Source organism: Novosphingobium sediminis, from assembly GCF_007991615.1.
GTDB classification, from domain to species: domain Bacteria; phylum Pseudomonadota; class Alphaproteobacteria; order Sphingomonadales; family Sphingomonadaceae; genus Novosphingobium; species Novosphingobium sediminis.
On the sequence record NZ_BJYR01000003.1, the window covers coordinates 131,899 to 149,496 of the forward strand.

The 17,598-nt window shown below is 65.6% G+C and carries 12 protein-coding genes and 1 pseudogene; 2 read left to right on the forward strand and 11 right to left on the reverse strand.

Annotation, left to right across the window (positions count from 1 at the left end; genetic code table 11):
• Window positions 1-102: 102 nt before the first annotated feature.
• From NSE01_RS02890 to NSE01_RS02900, 3 genes are all read right to left on the reverse strand, one after another.
• Window positions 103-753 carry a helix-turn-helix domain-containing protein gene (locus NSE01_RS02890; RefSeq protein ID WP_147158129.1) on the reverse strand — a complete coding sequence of 217 codons (651 nt, stop codon included), beginning with the start codon at window positions 751-753 and terminating at the stop codon, window positions 103-105.
• A gap of 140 nt (window positions 754-893) precedes the next feature.
• Window positions 894-1,952 (reverse strand): alpha/beta hydrolase, encoded by a 1,059-nt coding sequence (locus NSE01_RS02895; protein ID WP_147158130.1) that lies wholly within the window; start codon window positions 1,950-1,952, stop codon window positions 894-896.
• Between the two features lie 52 nt (window positions 1,953-2,004).
• Window positions 2,005-2,853, reverse strand: a complete 849-nt coding sequence (locus NSE01_RS02900) for an enoyl-CoA hydratase/isomerase family protein (RefSeq protein WP_147158131.1) — start codon at window positions 2,851-2,853, stop codon at window positions 2,005-2,007.
• A gap of 138 nt (window positions 2,854-2,991) precedes the next feature.
• On the opposite strand from NSE01_RS02900, the gene NSE01_RS02910 reads away from it, so the two are divergent.
• Window positions 2,992-5,646, forward strand: a complete 2,655-nt coding sequence (locus NSE01_RS02910; protein WP_170233744.1) for a CHAT domain-containing protein — start codon at window positions 2,992-2,994, stop codon at window positions 5,644-5,646.
• A 257-nt stretch (window positions 5,647-5,903) separates the two neighbouring features.
• On the opposite strand, the gene NSE01_RS02915 is transcribed toward NSE01_RS02910, so the two are convergent.
• From NSE01_RS02915 to NSE01_RS02925, 3 genes are all read right to left on the reverse strand, one after another.
• Window positions 5,904-8,285: a TonB-dependent receptor gene (locus NSE01_RS02915; protein ID WP_147158133.1), complete on the reverse strand. Its 2,382-nt coding sequence runs from the start codon at window positions 8,283-8,285 to the stop codon at window positions 5,904-5,906.
• 55 nt (window positions 8,286-8,340) lie between these two features.
• On the reverse strand, window positions 8,341-9,576 hold the full coding sequence (locus NSE01_RS02920) for a styrene monooxygenase/indole monooxygenase family protein (RefSeq protein WP_147158134.1): 1,236 nt from the start codon (window positions 9,574-9,576) through the stop codon (window positions 8,341-8,343).
• A 106-nt stretch (window positions 9,577-9,682) separates the two neighbouring features.
• Window positions 9,683-10,726: an AraC family transcriptional regulator gene (locus NSE01_RS02925; RefSeq protein WP_147158135.1), complete on the reverse strand. Its 1,044-nt coding sequence runs from the start codon at window positions 10,724-10,726 to the stop codon at window positions 9,683-9,685.
• A 190-nt stretch (window positions 10,727-10,916) separates the two neighbouring features.
• On the opposite strand from NSE01_RS02925, the gene NSE01_RS02930 reads away from it, so the two are divergent.
• Entirely contained in the window at window positions 10,917-11,432 is a 516-nt protein-coding gene (locus NSE01_RS02930) for a flavin reductase family protein (RefSeq protein ID WP_246134998.1), read from the forward strand.
• Window positions 11,433-11,505: 73 nt separating this feature from the next.
• On the opposite strand, the pseudogene NSE01_RS22010 reads toward NSE01_RS02930, so the two are convergent.
• From NSE01_RS22010 to NSE01_RS02955, 5 genes and pseudogenes are all read right to left on the reverse strand, one after another.
• Window positions 11,506-11,673, reverse strand: a pseudogene (locus NSE01_RS22010) (IS6 family transposase); the annotation flags it as partial.
• Window positions 11,674-11,827: 154 nt separating this feature from the next.
• Window positions 11,828-13,876 carry a 3-hydroxyacyl-CoA dehydrogenase NAD-binding domain-containing protein gene (locus NSE01_RS02940; RefSeq protein WP_147158136.1) on the reverse strand — a complete coding sequence of 683 codons (2,049 nt, stop codon included), beginning with the start codon at window positions 13,874-13,876 and terminating at the stop codon, window positions 11,828-11,830.
• Window positions 13,877-13,902: 26 nt separating this feature from the next.
• The gene (locus NSE01_RS02945; protein ID WP_147158137.1) at window positions 13,903-15,162 is read right to left on the reverse strand and encodes an acetyl-CoA C-acetyltransferase; all 1,260 of its coding nucleotides are present in this window, start codon (window positions 15,160-15,162) and stop codon (window positions 13,903-13,905) included.
• Between the two features lie 14 nt (window positions 15,163-15,176).
• On the reverse strand, window positions 15,177-16,397 hold the full coding sequence (locus NSE01_RS02950; RefSeq protein ID WP_147158138.1) for an acyl-CoA dehydrogenase family protein: 1,221 nt from the start codon (window positions 16,395-16,397) through the stop codon (window positions 15,177-15,179).
• Entirely contained in the window at window positions 16,394-17,488 is a 1,095-nt protein-coding gene (locus tag NSE01_RS02955) for an acyl-CoA dehydrogenase family protein (RefSeq protein WP_147158139.1), read from the reverse strand. The genes NSE01_RS02950 and NSE01_RS02955 overlap by 4 nt, the downstream gene beginning before the upstream one ends.
• Between the last annotated feature and the right edge of the window lie 110 nt (window positions 17,489-17,598).

The window sequence follows — 17,598 nt, forward strand, 5'->3', positions numbered from 1 at the left end:
CTGACTAAAATAACCGCTGTATTTCAATATGATAGCGGCAAATTCCAGCGGTGAGAAGTGGTTAATTTGCGGCAAATTGATCTGGAACGGATCTGTCCGGGCTTAAAGCTCGATGATGACCTTTACGCGGGCCGGATCGATCCCGAACGCCTTGGCAACGACGCTGCGCGCCTGATCCAGTGCCTTGGCGAGAGCATCGGTGTCGCGCCCGGTCCTGAGTTCGTTCTCATCCACACCAAGCAGCTTGGCGAGCGCCGCGATGCGCTCCGGGGTCGGCCGGGCCTTGCCCTGTTCCCATGCCCAGACGGTGGGTTTGCTGACATTCACAAGGCCCGCCAGCGCCTCCAGCGTCAGACCCTGCTCCTTGCGCAATTTGGCAAGCCTGGCCGGAAGGCTGTCCTCGGCAGGACCAGTCGCCGGGACGGCCTTTGGCTCGGAGAAAAGCTCCAGCGCGCCGAGCGCACCCACCGGAAGCGCAGCATCGAACCGGCAGCCATAGAAGTTCTCGCTCATCCAGACGACCCGGGCGGCGGCACTGCCCACCTGCGGCAGGTCAAGCTCGACAAGTTCGCCCTCGATGAGGGCAATCGGGCTTTCGATGAGGAGACCAGTGGCAGAGACATTGTGGATCATCACGCGCGCGGTCTGGCCGCCAGCAGTGGTGCCTTCCGCTTCGAGCCGCAATTTGCGCCGCGGGGCACGCGGGTGCTGCGGATCAACCGGGTGGTCTTCGAAATGGGCAGGAATCGGCATGACGGCGTGAACTCTCTTCACGCCAAGAAGCGGGCAGGAGCGGTTAAGATCAGGTTATCAGGGCCTTGCCTTGAGCCGCGGAGAGCAATTCTTCGGGTGGAGCGCGATATGCTCAGCAGCCTGGGCTCTGCCGCTCCGCGCTAGCTCCCGAATGCCGAGCGCAAGTCTGCCTTCCACGCCGCGGTGAACGCACGCGAAACCCGCGCCTCGGGCACGAAGATATCGAAGCCATGCCATGCGCCCGGTGTCACATGCAGGTTCGTCTTTACGCCAGCCGCGATCAGGCGCCGGCTGAATGCGATATCTTCGTCCGCGAACAGATCGAGCGTGCCGACGCCGATGAAGGTGGGAGGAAGTCCCGCCAGATTGCGTTCCCGCGCCGGAACACTGCCGCGAGGCACCTTCTCAGAACCAGCCGGCGCCCCCAGAAACGAAGACCAGCCGAACCGGTTTTCTTCTGCCGTCCAGCCGATCCTGCCGATCTGCGGCGGCACCGCGCGCATCGATCCGGTGCGATCATCGAGCATGGGGTAGATCAGCACGATCTGGCACAGCGGCACTTTCCCTCGATCACGCGCCATCAGGGCCACCATTGCTGCAAGCCCGCCTCCGGCGCTTTCGCCGATGATAGCGATGCGCGCAGGATCGATGCCAAGGCTCTGCGCATTGGCCGCCATCCATTCGAGCGCCGCGTAGTTATCAAGCACAGGCCCCGGGAACGGCGTTTCAGGAGACAATCGGTAGTCGACGTTGACGACGACGGCGCCGAACTCCGCTGCGAGCGATTGGCAAAACGCGGTGAGATGGCGCGCGCGCCCCGATATCATGCCGCCGCCGTGGATGTGGAGGATCGCAGGACGCAGCCGGGCAGACGGTCCAGGCGATATCAGTTCGATCGGCACCGGCGGCGCGCCGGCAGGCCCCGGAATGGTCTTTTGCACGACCTCGGGCGCAGGCAGCAGCGGCGGCGTCACCCACCCGGCCCGAATGGCCGGCAGCGCCTCGCGCGTCATCGGCGGGAAGCCCCTCTCCATCAGCATACGTGCGGCCGGGAGCAGTTCCGGATCGACCAGCGCCAGTGGATCAGGGGCCGCCATCTTCGCGCCAAGCACGATGGCCTGACGAGCCGCGACGGGAACGAGCGCAACCGCGCCGATGCCGAGCACAATGCGGTGCAGATCGCGGCGGCTCAGCTTCAAGTCGATCTCCGTCCCAAGCAGCCTGCCGACCGCGCATTCATCTCACCACACGCTATTGATCCGTGCCTGACGTCCGGTAATCCCCGAAGGCCCCGTCGCGGGCATCGAGCGCGCCGCGCACATCCCCGGCGCGGAAACCGGAAAAGGTCTGTTTCGAAGCTTCCGTAGTCATCGCCAGAGCCTGCATTTCCGTGCCTGCGCGGATGGCAGAGCGCAGCCCCATCGCCTCCATCGCCCGGTGCACCGATCGCTTGTTGATCTGCTGCACCTCGGGCGGGATCTTCGCCACCCGCTCGGCAATGGCGAGGACTTCGCTCTCCAGCGCTTCGGCCGGGAACGCCCGGTTGGCGAAGCCCACGCGCACGGCTTCCTCAGCCGAGAGCGCGTCACCGGTGAGCATCTGCTCCATCGCTGATCGGAACCCGCACAGCCACGGGTGGAACTGGGTATCGGGCGGGCTCATCCCGCGCACCGGCGGATAGCCGATCCGGGCATCGTCGCTCAGGTACACAAGGTCGCAGGCCGTGGCGAGTTCGGTGGCTCCGGCAAGGCACCACCCGTGCACCTGCGCAATCACCGGCTTGGCCAGATCCCAGATCCGGAACACGCCTTCGACAACATGCCGGGGCCAGAAACCGGCGCCGCCCGCGGTGTAGTAGGGCGGCGCTTGCGTGCCGGCCTCGGGCGAGAGGTCATAGCCGGCGGAGAAGCAGGCCCCCGCCCCGCGCAGGACGATAACACGCACCTCCGCGTCCCTGTCCGCCGCTTCGAGCGCAGCGAACAGCTCCGTCCGCAGCGCGTTGGAGAGCGCGTTGCGCTTCTCCGGGCGGTTCAGCGTCAACCGGCGCACGCCGGGCAGCGGCGTGTCGCTCAGCACCAGTGGCGCAGTAGCATGTTCCATGGCGAGAGCTCCTGCAGGGTCAGTAGATCGTGTATCCGCCATCGAGAACGATGCTGTCTCCGGTGTGGAACCGTGATGCATCAGAGGCGAGGTATACCGCGATCCCGCCGAAGTCCGAAGGCCCCGCCCCAACTGCTGGTGCGCAGCCTGACCTGGCAGGCCTACCTGCAGGGAGGGCTCGACAATGCAGCGTCCAAAGCGGCGATGGACCGCGCCATGGCCCTCGCCGCCCGCGCGCCCGATCCGGAATTCGATGCCGTACGCCTCGCCAATGCCTCGATGGTTGCTGTGGTCTTCGGCAAGCTCGACGAGGCGAAAGCCTTGCTGCAATCCGCGCAGGCAGCACCGCACGCAGGGACAGGCCAGCGCAGCGTGCAGGCCTATTGGGCGGCGATCGCCCGGAACTTCCTCGCCTGGCAAAAGGGTGACGGCCCCACCGCGCTCGCCGCCAGCCGCGATATGGTATCGCTGGCCGAGGCCTGTCTGGCAGAGGGGGCGGCGGCCACCCTCACCGCGATGACCAATCTGGGGGCCGCGCTGGATGCCTCCGGCAGGCAGGAGGAAAGCCTTGCCGCGCAGGAGAGGGCGGCTGTCTGGGGCCTCGAACATGTCGACGAGAGCAGCACGGGGCTGGCTACCGCCATTAACAACTACGGCGTTGATCTGCGCAATTCCGGCCGCTTCGCCGAAGCGGTGACGGTTCTGCGCCATTCGATCAACCTGTTTGCCAAGTATCAGCCGACCAATCTCAACCAGCGCGCCACGGCGCTGGGCAACCTTGCCTGGGCTCTCGATTATCAGGGGCAATCGCGTGAGGCTGAGACCCTGTGGCTGCAAGCCCTCGAGTGGTACGAGAAGGCACCGCAGGGCGATTTCATTTCCCCGGTCGTGACAAGGCGTGCCGCAGCCGATGCGGCCTACAAGCGCGGCGATCGGGCTCTGGCACTGAAGCGGCTGCGCGAGGCTGCGGCCTATGCCGAGGCGCATTTGCCAAAAGACAGTCTCGATACTGCCCAGACGCGCATGCACCTTGCGGATATTCTCGCCGCTGAAGGGCAAGTGGCCGAGGCCATGGCCATCGCTGAACCTGCCGATGCCAAAGTCCGCGCCGCCATGCCGGAAGACAGCCTGCGACGGATGAGCAGCGAACTGATCTTCGGCCGGGTGGTGGCCAAGGCCAAGGGCGCAGCTGCCGGGGTAGCGGCATCGCGCCCCGTACTGGCGCGGCTCAGCGCCAAGCTGGTCGCCACCGATGGCAACGCGCGCCAGCGGATCCGCTACCGCTCGCTGGTGCTGGGCAGCTTCATCGCCCTCGCGCAGATGGCGATGGATGCGGGCGACACCGAACTGGCCTTCGAGGTGCTGCAACTCATCTCGATCAGCGAGATCACCACGGCCGAAGCCCAGTCCTTTGCGCGGCGCGCCAGCGACGATCCGCTTACCGCCGAGCGCTTGTTCGCCTACCAGCAGGCGGTGACGGCCCGGCAGGCGCTGGCTGCCAAGCGCAATGCGCTGGCGGCGGAGGACCGGGCCGGGCGGCAGGATATCAATGCTGCGATTATGGCCGCCGACGAGAACGTGACCCGGCGCGAGGCGGAACTGGCCGCGCGTCTGCCCGATTTTCTCCGACGGACCCATCCCGCGCTGGTGGACCTCGCCGCGTTCCGGGCCGGACTGGCGGCGGACCAGATGGTGATCATTCCTCTCGTCAGCGATAGCCGGGCGATCACCGTGGCGATCACCCGCGAGGGGCTGTTTGCGGCCAGCGGCGGCGCTGCCGCAGACTATGCCGCCGCGGTCCGGCAGGTGCGCGCCTCGATTGACGCTTATGCCTCGGCGCCGGGCCGTGCCCGGTTCGATGAGCAGGCTGCGCGCAAGCTCTATACGATGCTGTTTCCGCCAGAACTGCGCCCCATGCTGGCCGCGCATCCCAACCTGCTCTACGTCCCGCGCGGCGTTCTTGCCGAATTGCCGCTCGGCCTGCTCATCGCGCCGGGGCGGGCTGTGGGCGGCAAGGTCAACTGGATGGCGCGCAGCCACGCCATTACGGTCCTGTCCGGCCTCTCGATGCGGCGGATGGAAAGCACATCGGCACGCTCGCCGGACCTTGCCTTCCTTGGTGTCGGTGATCCGGTAATACCTCCTGCAGCCACCGGAAACACCGGGCCATTGCTCGCGGTCAGGGCAGGACAGATCGATGTGGCCGGAGTGGTCCGACTTGCTGCCTTGCCTGGAGCGGCAGCCGAACTGCGCCAATTGAGCACCGCCCTGACTGCTGGAACCTCGGTCGTGCTGACCGGGGCCGATGCCACGCGCCGCAAGCTGAACGCGCTTGATCTGGGCCGCTTTCGGGTCATCGCCTTCGCCACGCATGGGCTGGCCCCGAGCGAAAGTGGCCGGGCCGGTGAGGCGGCGCTGGTCTTGTCATCCGAAGGTGACGCGCCGGATCTGCTTACCGCCAGCGAGATTGCCCAGTGGCAGCTCAATGCGGACTGGGTCATCCTGTCGGCATGCAACAGCGCAGCAGGCTCGGAACCGGGCGCCCCGCAACTGAGTGGCCTCGCCAGCGCGTTCGTACGCGCCGGAGCCCGCAATCTGCTGGTCTCGTCGTGGCCCCTGCGCGATGACGCGGCCGCCCGGCTTACGGTCGCAACGTTGCAAGGCGCAGAACAGGGCCTGCCACGTCCCGAGGCGCTGCGCCGGGCGATGGTCTCATTGCTCGATGATCCGAAGCTCGCTGATGCAGCGCATCCAGCCGTCTGGGCCGCCCTTTCGCTAGTAAGCCCCCTGTAGTGCGCTCGAAGCATCCTCCGCGGAAGTGTGCCGAGCGAGACTAGACCGGCAAGCGTATGCGGCCTTGCAAACGGGGGGCGAGGCTATGGCCCTTGCCTTCCGTGAGCCAGCGCAGCGCCTCGACCTTGCAATGACGGGCAACTTTCAGTGAAACGTGGTGATAGGCGCCGAGAATCAGCCGGCGCTCCTAGCCTCCGAAGCGCGTTAATGAAAACCGGCCTCACGCGGGAGGCCGGCTCTTCACGAGACGCCTGCGCTCAAAACTTGACCGCGGCGGTGACGGAAACCTCACGGCCCCGGTTATAGACGCCTTCAAAAGCCTGGATCGCGTCGACCAGAATGCCCGACATCAGGAAGCGCTTGTCGGCGATGTTCTTGATCGTCGCGGTCAGCCCGTATTTCCCGCCGCTGCTGGTCCAGCCAAGGCTGGCGTTGAACAGGCTGTAGCCCGGCTGGGCAATCTGGGGCGTGTTGAAGGTGTTGTTGAAGAACTTGCTGCGATAGGCCCAGTCCGCATGCGGGCGCAGGGTGGAGCCGCCGGGCAGTTCCCATTCGTAGGTGACAGCGGCTGAAGCTGTCCACTTCGCGACGCGCTCGAACATGTTACCCTTGGCGATGAAGGTCGTCGCAAGGTCGATCTGGTCATAGCTCGCGTCGGTCAGGCCAAGCGCACCCTCGATCAGCAGGCCATGCACCGGACGCAATTGCGCCTCTGCCTCAAAGCCCTTGATCGTCGCGCTGCCGGCATTGCGGAACACCGGCGCGACGCTGGTGAAGACCTGGACCTGAAGATCCTTGTAGTCGGTATAGTAGGCCGAGGCATTGAGCGTCAGCAGCCGGTCAGGTGTCTGGAACTTGAAGCCGGCTTCAAAGGCGTCGACCTTTTCCGGTGCAAACGAAGGGATCGCAGCGACAGGATCGGTGATCGGCGTCGTCACGCCGGGGATGATAGGCGGAAACACCCGTTGGCTGAACCCGCCCGACTTGAACCCGCGCGACCAGGTCGCATAGGTCATCATGGTGTCGCTCGCCTGCCACGCGAGGTTTACCATCGGCGTCACTTCGCCGAAATGAACCTTGGCCTCGACATTGGGCAGGACGCGCGTGCCCGGATCGAAGATCGGCGAATTGAACGGCGGCCCGAGGAACGCCGCGCGGTTGGCGATGATGAACTGGTCCGGATGGAACGCCTTGTTGTCGCGCGTATAGCGCAGGCCAGCGGTCAGCTTGATCCTGCTGCCAAGCTTCAGGGTACCCTGCCCGAAGGCCGCGAGGCTCTCGTTGCGGAAGGCCCCGCCCGACTGGAACTGGCTGATCACGAAGGTCAGCCCGTTCACGTTCACCCCGCTCTCGCGGAAGTAGTAGGCGCCCAGAATCCATTCGAGCGCGCCGTCGAAGCTCTTGCCGAGCAGCTGGAATTCCTGGCTGAACTGCTTCTGATCGATGCGGTCGGTAAACTCGGCGATCGTGAGCGGCGAGCCATCCCCGTCGCGAGCGAAGTTGCCGAGCAGGCGGCGATAGGCGGTGATCGACTTGAGCTTGATATCGGGGCTGAGCTCGAAGGTGTTGGTGAGGCCGATGCCCCAGATGTCCGAGTTGGAATAGCTCGGCGCAGTACCGGCGTTCTTGTCAGGCCCGAGCACGTAGCGGTTGTCGTAGCAACCCGCCACGGCAAGGTTCAGCGGTGCCGCGGGTGTCGCGCAGGGAAAGAACCCGACGCCAGCGACGACATTGGCGATGATGTTGTTGATGTCCGCGAAGGGCGGCGTGTTGGGATCAGTAGTGCGGCCGTAGTTGATCCCGATCAGGCTCATGGCCGGGCCGTTCTCCCGCGCCGTGGTGCCGTCAAAGCCGAGGTCAATACGCCAGGTCTCGGTGGGATCGAGCCGCAGGGCGATACGGCCGGCGAAGCGGTTGGCATCGCCCAGCTTCTTGCCGTCGGAAGTGCGGGTGACATAGCCGTCCTGCCCGAAGTAACCACCAGAAACGCGCAGGGCCGCCTTTTCGCCCAGCGGCAGGTTCACGGTCGCCTTGCCGACGATGAGGTTGTTCGTGCCGTAAGTCACCGCACCATTGGCGGAGAGGGTGTCACCCGGTGACTTGGTCGTCACCGAGATCGCGCCGCCAATCGTGTTGCGCCCGAACAGCGTGCCCTGCGGCCCGCGCAGCACCTCGATCCGTTCGAAATCGACCAGATCGAGAATGGCACCGACTGACCGCGCGACGTAGACGCCGTCGACATAGACCCCCACGCCCGGCTCGACCGTAGGCACAAAGTCCTGCTGCCCGACACCGCGGATGTAGATCGAGGCGCTGTTGCTGGCGCCCGAGAAGGAGGGGTTGTTCTGCAGGGTGAGGTTCGGGGTCACTTCCGCCAGCCGATCAGTAGACTGGATCCCTCTTGCCTCCAGCCCGGCGCCGGAAAAGGCGGTGATCGAGATCGGGGTGGTCTGGATCGATTCCTCGCGCTTTCGGGCAGTGACCGTGATCGGTGCGTCGAGTGCCGAAGTCTCGGCCTGCGCCGCCGCTTCGGCATTCTGGGGGCCAGCCTGCTCGGCCCTTGCAGTCAGCGGCGCCAGAGCCAGGAGGGACACTGCACATAGCAGCGGGACGCGCCCGCACGAGATCACAGAACGCATGATAGATACCCCCCTAGGTGTTTTGCATTGTTCGTTTGAAAGAAGGTGCGCCCGCTCAGGCGGCGAGCGCAGCGCGGCCGGCGAGGAACGTCTCGGCTTCGGCCGGATCGTAGTACCAGGGCGCGATCGACTTCGGGTCGTTGAAGCTGTTGGCCATGATGTGGGCCAGCCCGGCATCGCTCTCCGCGGTCTTGAGGATGCGCATCATGTGCTCAGGCGGCACGCCGAGGGTCTGGTTGGTGTAGGCGACCGGATAGCGGGCGTAGTCCCAGTAGGTCTCGAACACGGCTTCCATCCACGCGCGGTCGAACGGTTCGTCGCCGCGTGCGGCGATGGCATCGAGATAGATCTTCGCCGCCTTGGCCGCGTTGTTCGAGCCCTGCCCTGTCAGTGGATCGTTGAGACAGACGACATCGCCGAGCCCCATGACAATCGCGCCGCTCGGCAACGTGGCAACCGGGTGCTTGGTGGTGGGCGTCACCCGTCCGCGCAGCACGGCGCCGGGATCGGTCAGTTCGAGATGGCCGTCGATGCGCTCCGCCTCGATCGGGAAGAACGTGCGCAGCAGGTGCTCGCTCATGGCGAGGTGATCCTCGGGCGTCTTCACATCTGCCCACTGGTCCATCGGGCCGCCCGGAATGCATTCGATCGTGAAGATCTCGCACGGGCCTGAGAGCGTCAGCCCCGGGAAGGAAACGAACTCTCCGATGCCCGGATTGATGTTGATGCAGATCGCCGGCACGCCGGGGCGCGGGCGGAACCGGTTGACATACGTCAGCGCCAGCACCCGCTGCGGCGCCGTATAGGGCGACCGCGCCGGATCGCGCTCGAACAGCGCGCCCACTTCGCCCTTGCCCGCCGCGACCACGGTCAGGTCATGCGCAGCCGCAAGCCGTTCCAGCGTGGCGATGCCTGCATCCTCGATCACGAAATCGCCGCCAAGTTCGACGAAGCGGTCGATCCAGCGCGGCATCTTGACGCGCTGGTCGATCGACTGGCCGGGCTCGTCCATCGCCCCCTGCCAGAACAGCATGACATTGCCATCGCTGTCCGCCACACGCATTTGCGCGCCGGCGTAGGGCGGCGCTTCGTCCTGCCAGAAGTCGATACCCAGTTCGCGCTCGAGCCCAAGCGCCATGCCGTACATCGACTGGCTGGAAAGAACTGTCCCCGCCGCGATCTGGGCGCCAGTCCGGTTCGAAACCAGCGTCACCTGATGGCCGGCCATGAGCAGGCCGATCCCGAGATGCAGCCCGGATTGCCCGGCGCCGACGATTGCAATGCTTGCCATACCATTATCCCCGTTCACGCTTTGGAGCGATTGGGGTCAGGCTATTCTACGACAGCATTGTAACAATCCGCTGGCGGCAACGACTGTCCGCCGAGCGCAAACGCCCTCAGCTCACGCCAGTTCGGCAGCGCTGCAAGGTCTCGCGCGGGGTTTCCCCGAAGCGCTCGCGGTAGCTGGCAGCGAAGCGCCCGAGGTGATCGAACCCCCAGGCCAGCGCCACGTTGGTTACATTGACCCCGCTGCCCCCCGCGAGCAGCTCGCGCCGCACCCGGTCCAGCCTGATCGTGCGCAGCATCTGCATCGGCGAAACGCCGTGGACGCGCTGGAACTGGTGGTAGAGCGTGCGCACCGGGATCCCGGCAATTTCGGCAAGTGCGACCATGTCGATGGGCTCGTGCGCCTTTGCCTCGAGATAGTCGCGGACCCGCCGCACCGGCCCGGTGTCGTACCCGCTGCCGCCCGCAAAATCGGCGCTGTAATTGTGCGGCTGAAGGAACAGCAGCGCGCCCATCAGCGTCGTTTCGAGGTGTGTCTCGAACAAGGGCGGCAGGGACTGGCCCCGCAACTCATCACGCCGGAGGACTCCAAGCGCCGAGCGCAGATGATCGACCAGCACCTGCCCGCCAGCCGACGTCAGTTCCAGCCGCGGCGCGAAGCGGACCGCATCGCGGAGCGGCTTGCCGAGGTAGATTTCCACGAACCGCTCGAACAGCGCCCGCTCGTAGCGAAGCACGACCTTGCGGCAGTCGCGGCTCCAGAACATGTCCATCGGCTCGACCGGGTTTTCGACCGAGGCGCTGCCAGGAAGGAAGACCTCTTCGCGCCCGCCAAGCGTCACCCGCGCTCTCCCTTCGAGCGGGATCTGCACGAGGTAGAAGTTTTCCAGCCGCCCCGCGTCGATCAGCACGTCGGCGCCGTACTGCATCTCGGTAATTGAAACGCCCCGGCCGCAGCGCAGATGCGCGATCCGCGTGTCCAGTTCGGCCCGCGCGTTGACCAGCGCCATCGTGTGGTCGCAGAACATCTGGCCGACCCGGGCTCGAACCGCGTCACCATCGTGCGAACGAAAGACCTGGTTCGGATAGCCCCCCAAGGCCCCGGAATAATGGCTCGCGCCCTCGTCGAACGCGCCAAGATTGATCCTGTGCAAGGCGGCACCCCTCCGCTGGTCAGCCCACGCAGTCAAATTCAATGGAATCTCGATTGATCTTCATGGAAAGGGGCGCGCCCGTCAACTGCAGAACTGTTGCGGCAACAGGATAGTTGCCTGCGGCCAGCGGATTTCGCCGGGACCGCCCCTCAGGATAGGCCTTGCACCCAAGAAACCGGGGAGACTGCGAGTGACGAGCCAGCGCGAGGAGCAACCATTCAGGGAAGGCATGCGTCGGCTTGCCGGGGCGGTCACCATCGTCACCGCGGGCGAAGGCGAGGAAGCGGTGGGCATGACGGCCACGGCCATCTGCTCGCTCAGCATGGACCCGCCGCGCCTGCTCGCCTGCATCAACCGCTTCGGCGCCATGTACCGCGCGCTGTCGCCAAACGCCCGCTTCTCCGTCAACCTGCTACCCGCCGGCGCCCGGTCCGTCGCCGAACGCTTCGCCGGAAGCACGGCCCTGTCAGGAGCGCAGCGGTTCGATCCCGAACATTGGCTCAGCGAGCCCGGCTTCTCTCCGCGGCTGGCCAAGGCAACCGCCGCGATCGCCTGCACCGTCCATTCGCTGACCGTGCTCGATACCCATGCCATCGTCGTCGGCTCGGTCGAGGCAGTTTGGAACGCGGAAGAAGACAAAGCACCGCTTGTCTATCACCAGCAGGCGTTCCGGACGCTCTGCGCGATCGACGAGGATCAGCCCTAGGTCGCCTGAGAGGTGTCAGTCTGATGCGAAACGCTCTCCGTTGTCAAAGCTGGCCCTTCCCCGCACGCGATCAGAGCCGTACCGTTTCGTGCCAAATGTCGATGCCGCGCTCAAACAGTAAGTCTTCCACGTTCCGCAGGCTCAACGAAAAGCAGACATTCATCATGACCACAAGGCGGATCACCCCCGGCAAGGAGTGGAGATACTGGAACGGATTGGCTGGGTTGCAAGGACGGCCCAAGCCTGAGCACTATCCTTCCACCTCTCCGCCACAAGAGGTGCAATCCTTTTGACACTGCCGGCGATAGCTCGGCCGGCTAACGCATCACGCCAGCCGGCCTCACCGTCCAGAACCTTCGGGGCGGACCAGCGAGGAGCTCGTGGCCCTGCCCTGCTTAGCCGCGCGTAAAGCTTCCGCCTGCGGCAGCCTTGTCGACCAGCAGTTTCGCGGGTTCGATGCCCATCGCGCGAAGGCCTTCGACCACCTTGGGGAGGCCCACGGTATCGGCCCAGAACATCGGCCCACCGGTGTAGACCGGCCAGTTGTAACCGAGGATGCAGGCCACATCGATGTCACTGGCGCGGATCGCGACGCCTTCCTCGAGGACTTTGGCGCCTTCGTTGACCACCGGATAGAGCAGCCGCGCAACAATCGCCTCGGCGCTCTGCGGGCCCTTGTTCTCGACACCCTTGGCCTTGGCGAAATCGGCGATCACCTGCGCGGCGACCGGGCTGGGCGAAGGCTGGCGCTTTTCATCATAGTCATAGAAGCCGCCGTTCTGCTTCTGGCCGAGCCGGCCCAGCTTTACGAGATCGCCGTTGAGCGTGCGCTCGTTCGAACCGCGCCCGATCACGTCGAGGCCGACCAGATCGCTCATCGCGAAGGGGCCCATGGCAAAGCCATAGTCGAATAGCGCCTTGTCGATATCCTGCGGGGTCGGGCCTTCGAGGACCAGCGCGGACGCGGCATAGCTGCGCGGGGCCATCACGCGGTTGGCGATGAAGCCGGGGCCGACGCGGCTGACCACGGGAACCTTGGCAATTGTCTTGGCGATCTTGAGCGCGGTGGCCAGCACGGCGTCGGAGGTCTTGGCGCCGCGCACGATTTCAAGGAGGCGCATGACATTGGCCGGCGAGAAAAAGTGCAGGCCGATGACGCTTGCAGGGCGCGAGGTGGCGCTGGCGATCTCGTCCAGATCGAGGAACGAGGTGTTGCTGGCAAGGATCGCGCCGGGCTTGGCAATTCCGTCGAGCTTGCCGAACACGTCCTTCTTGATGCCCATTTCCTCGAACACCGCCTCGATCACGAGGTCGACATTGTTCAGCGCTTCGAGGCCGAGCAACGGAGTGATCAGCGCCATGCGCTGCTCGACCTGCTCGGCGGTCATGCGGCCCTTGGCAGCGGTGTTTTCGTAGTTCTTGCGGATCACGCCCACGCCGCGATCGAGCGCGGCCTGGCTCATTTCCACCAGTGTCACGGGGATGCCCGCATTCAGGAAGTTCATGGTGATGCCGCCGCCCATCGTGCCGGCGCCGATCACACCGACTGACTTGACCGGCAGGGCTGCGGTATCCTTGGGCAGGTCCGGTACCTTGGCGCCTTCGCGCTCGGCGAAGAAGTAATAGCGCTGCGCCGCGCTTTCGGTGCTGGTCAGGAGTTCCTGGAACAGCTCGCGCTCCCGCGCAATGCCCTGATCGAAGGGCAGCTCGGCAGCAGCCTCGATCGCCTTGACGATGTTGAACGGCGCCTTGAAGCCCCGGAACGCGCGGGCGTTCTTCTTGAGGTAGTCGGCGTATATTTCGCTCTGGCCGCGATAGGGCTCGACCTTGTCCTGCCGGTCTCGCACGCGCAGCAACTGGCCACCTTCGGCCACGACCGTACGGGCGAACGCAATCGCGTCATCGCGAAGCTTGCCCTCTTCGGCGAGGGCATCGATCATGCCGAGGCTCAGCGCCTTCTTCGCCGGCACGGGCGCGCCGCCGGTGATGAGATCAAGCGCAGCCGGGATGCCGACAATACGCGGCAGGCGCTGCGTGCCGCCCGCGCCCGGCAGCAAGCCGAGCGCGACTTCAGGCAGGCCGACCTTGGCCGAGGGAACGGCGATCCGGTAATGACATACAAGCGCCAGTTCATAGCCGCCGCCAAGCGCCGTGCCATGAATCGCCGCGACGACTGGCTTGGAGCCGCTCTCGATGATGTCGAACACCTCCAGCAGGTTCGGCCCTTCCGGGGCCTTGCCGAACTCCGAGATATCGGCGCCCGCGACAAAGGTCCGTCCCGCGCAGATCAGCACGATGGCTTTCACGCTGTCATCGGCGGCGAACTGGCGGAAGCCTTCGTCCAGCGCCTTGCGCGTGTGAACGCTGAGCGCGTTCACCGGCGGATAGTCGATGGTGAGGATGCCGATGCCGTCGATGACTTCGGTGGTGCCGACCTGGCTCATGTCTCTCGTCCTTCTGCTGCCGCCGTTCAGGCGCTGATACGTTCGATGATGATGGCTGGCGCCATGCCGCCAAAGGCGCACATCGTGATGAGGGCATAGCGGCCGCCCGAGCGCTCCAGTTCATCGAGCGCCATGCCGATCAGGATCGATCCCGTCGCGCCAATCGGGTGCCCAAGCGCGATGGCGCCGCCATTGATGTTCACCTTGGCCCGGTCGAGACCAAGATCGCGGATCGCCTTCTCGGTGACGACCGCAAAGGCCTCGTTGATTTCCCAGACGTCGATGTCCGCCACGGTCAGCCCTGCGCGCTCCAGCGCCTTCTTCGCCGCTGGGACCGGAGCGTTGAGAATGAGCGTCGGGCAATCGCCCGCGTTGACCGCCGTGACGATCCGCGCGCGCGGCTTCCAGCCACCCGCCTTGAGGCCTGCCTCGGACGCCAGCAGCAGCGCCGCCGATCCATCGACCACGCCGGAGGATGTGCCGACATGGTGGACCGGTTCCCACGCGAGATCGGGATACTTGCGCTCGATCATCTGGCGCATGGTGGTGCCATCGGGGGCAGCCGCGACTTGTTCCATCGCGGTGAAGGCGGGCTTCAGCGCAGCGAGCGTTTCCGCCGTGGTTTCGGGGCGCGGGTATTCGTCGTGATCGAGCGCGAGGCTGCCATCGCGGTTGTGAACCGGCACCAGACTGCGTGCGAAACGTCCGGCGTCGATGGCGGCCTTGGCGCGGCGCTGGCTTTCCACGCCCAGCGCTTCGAGATCGGCGCGTGCTATCCCTTCCATCGCGGCAATCGCATCGGCGGCGACGCCTACGGCGGAAATGGGGTGATCCCGGTATAGCTCGTAGTTGCCGCGGGCACGGCCCAGCGTCGCCAGCGGCGTGCCCGCTTCCCAGCCGTCAGCCTCGGCATGGTGGCTCATCATTTCGGTGCCGCCCGCGATGACCACATCCTCGAACCCGGCCATGATCTGCCCGGCGGCAAAGCCGACGCTGGTGATCCCGCCACCGCAGAAGCGATCGAGCGTCACGCCGCTGGCCTTGTCGTCATACCCGGCCCAGAGCGCGGAGAGGCGGCCAAGATCGCCCCCCTGCTTGCCGCGCTGCTGGCTACACGACCAGACGATATCGTCGACCCATGCGGTATCGAGCGCATTGCGATCCCGGATGGCGCGCAGCACGGCCGCTCCCAGATCCTGCGGGTGCAGGTGCGCGAGCGCCCCCTTCCCCAGCTTGCCGATCCCGCGCGGTGTGCGCACCGCGTCGACGATGTAAGCCTCGGTCATGTGACCGCTGCTCCTCAGGCCGGAATCTGGTTGAAGGGCACGCCCTTGTCAGGGCGATGGTCCTGCGGCAGCCCCAGCACCCTTTCGGCAATGGTGTTGAGCAGGACTTCGTCCGAGCCGCCCGCGATGCGGCCGGTCGGCGCGTTGAGCCAGCTCGTGCCCCAGTCTTCCTTGACGTGAGCATGCGGATCGAAATCGAACGCGAGATTGCCCCTGAGATCGAGCGCCAATTCCGAGAGCTTCTGGCGGCTGCGCACCGCAACCAACTTCTGCAGCGACCCTTCCGGCCCCGGCTCCATCCCGGCCTGCATCATCGCAAAGGCGCGGGCGGTGATCGAATCGAGGCCCGCGCGCATCGCGTGGTTGCGCGCGATCTGCTGGCGCACGCGCCCATCCTTGAGCGCGGGCTGGCCGTTGATCTCAAGCCCCTTCATCAGATCGACGAACACATCGAGGTGCGGGCCGAAGCCGCCGCTGTCGGTGGCGATGTAGCGTTCGATCATCAGCGTGGTGAGCGCCACGCCGAAACCGCCGCCCACCGGGCTCATGCGCTGCGAATCCTCCAGCCGGACATCATCGAAGAACACTTCGTTGACGTGGCTGTCCCCCCCCGCCAGCTTGATCGGACGCACGTCGACCCCCTTGGCGCGCATATCGACCCAGAAATACGTCAGGCCTTTGTGCTTTTCGACCGTCGGATCGGTGCGGACCACGATCACGCCGTAGTCGGAATAGTGCGCCCAGCTGGTCCAGACCTTCTGGCCGTTCATCTTCCAGCCGTTGCCTTCGGGTTCCGCGCGGGTGCGCAGACCGGCAAGGTCGGAACCGCCCGCCGGTTCGGAGAACAGCTGGCACCAGATTTCCTCGCCGCGCAGCGCCTTGATCACCCGCTCCTTGACCCAGGCGAAGTGTTCCTTGTTTTCGCCCATGCCGTAGCGGATCAGGATAGGCACCGGCATCCCCAGCGAAATGCCGAAGAACACGGTCGGCATGCCGAAGCGCATTTCCTCGGTGTCGTAGGCCACCTTGTGAAGGTGCGTCAGGCCCTGCCCGCCGATTTCGACCGGCCAATTGATCCCGGCATAGCCGGCCTCGTACTTGATCGCCTGGAACTCGCGGCCCAGCGCCAGTTCCTGCTCCTCGGTCATGCCCCGGCGCGCGGCGCGGCCATACTTGGGGGCCATGCTTTCCAGCCAGGCGCGTGCCTTGGCCCGGTAGGCGTCCAGATCGCTCATGCTGCTTCTCCCGTGAGCTGTTCGACCAGCAGATCTTCCCAGAAATAGAGGTTGCCCAGTTCGATCGCGAGGCTGCGGGCGCGGCGCATGTGCAGGTGCAGGCCCTGCTCCCACGTCACCCCGATGCCGCCATGGATCTGCACGCAATCGCGCGAGGCGGTGTCATAGGCTTCGGTCGCGGAAATCCGCGCATCGGCGGCGGCGAGCAGGAAATCGGCCTGCCCTTCGCGGCTGGCGGCGTGGATGCAGTTGGCGCGGGCGATTTCCACCACGCCGTACATTTCCGCGATGCGGTGCTTGATCGACTGGAACGCGCCGATCAGCTGCCCGAACGCGCGGCGCGTGACGGCATAGTCGCGCGCGATGTGGAGCAGCGCATCCGCCCCGCCAACTTGTTCGTGCGCGGTGACCACCGCCATGCGGCCCAGCACGTCGCGGGCCAGTGCCACAGCAGCATCACCATCGGCGAGCAGCGTTGCCGGGGTGCCATCGAACGCGAGATCTGCATAGAGGCGGCTGTTGTCGAAGCCGGAGACCGGCGTGCGCGCGGCGCTCGCAAGGTCCGCCAGAACGAGCGCCGGACGGCCTTCGTGGCTGGCCCAGACGACCGCGAAATCGGCCTTGAGCGCACCGACGACCGCTGGCTTCGTTCCTGAAAGCTTGCCGCCCGCATACGTCGTGGCAGGCCGGGGCGGCAGCGCAGCGCTGCCTTCGGCGAATGCCACGGTGCCGATGGCTTCGCCGCTGGCGAGCTTGGGCAGCCAGGTGGCCGCAAGGTCTGCATGGCCCGAGCCGAGTAGAGCCTGCGCGGCGCCGTAGCTGAAGGACAGGAACGGTGCGCCCGCCGTAGCGGCGCCGGTGGCCACCGCCACCAGCCCAAGCTCGATCAGGCCCAGCCCCAACCCGCCATGCTCTTCGGGGATCGCCAGCGCGGTCCACCCCTGTTCCACCGCCGTGTCCCAGAATGGCTGGTCATGCTCGCCCACCTGCTCAAGCAACTTGAGCAAGCGATCCTTGGACACACGCGCATCGAGCACTCGGCGAGATTCGGTCGCAATGGCCTGTTGGCCTTCATCGTACAAGATTGACATCCAGGGTATCCCTCATCCCAAATGGCGCTCTCATTTACATAGCTGGGCCATACAACCAAGCGCCGTTAATCGCCCGATTAAACCCTCGGAGGCGACCCGGCAACCCATGC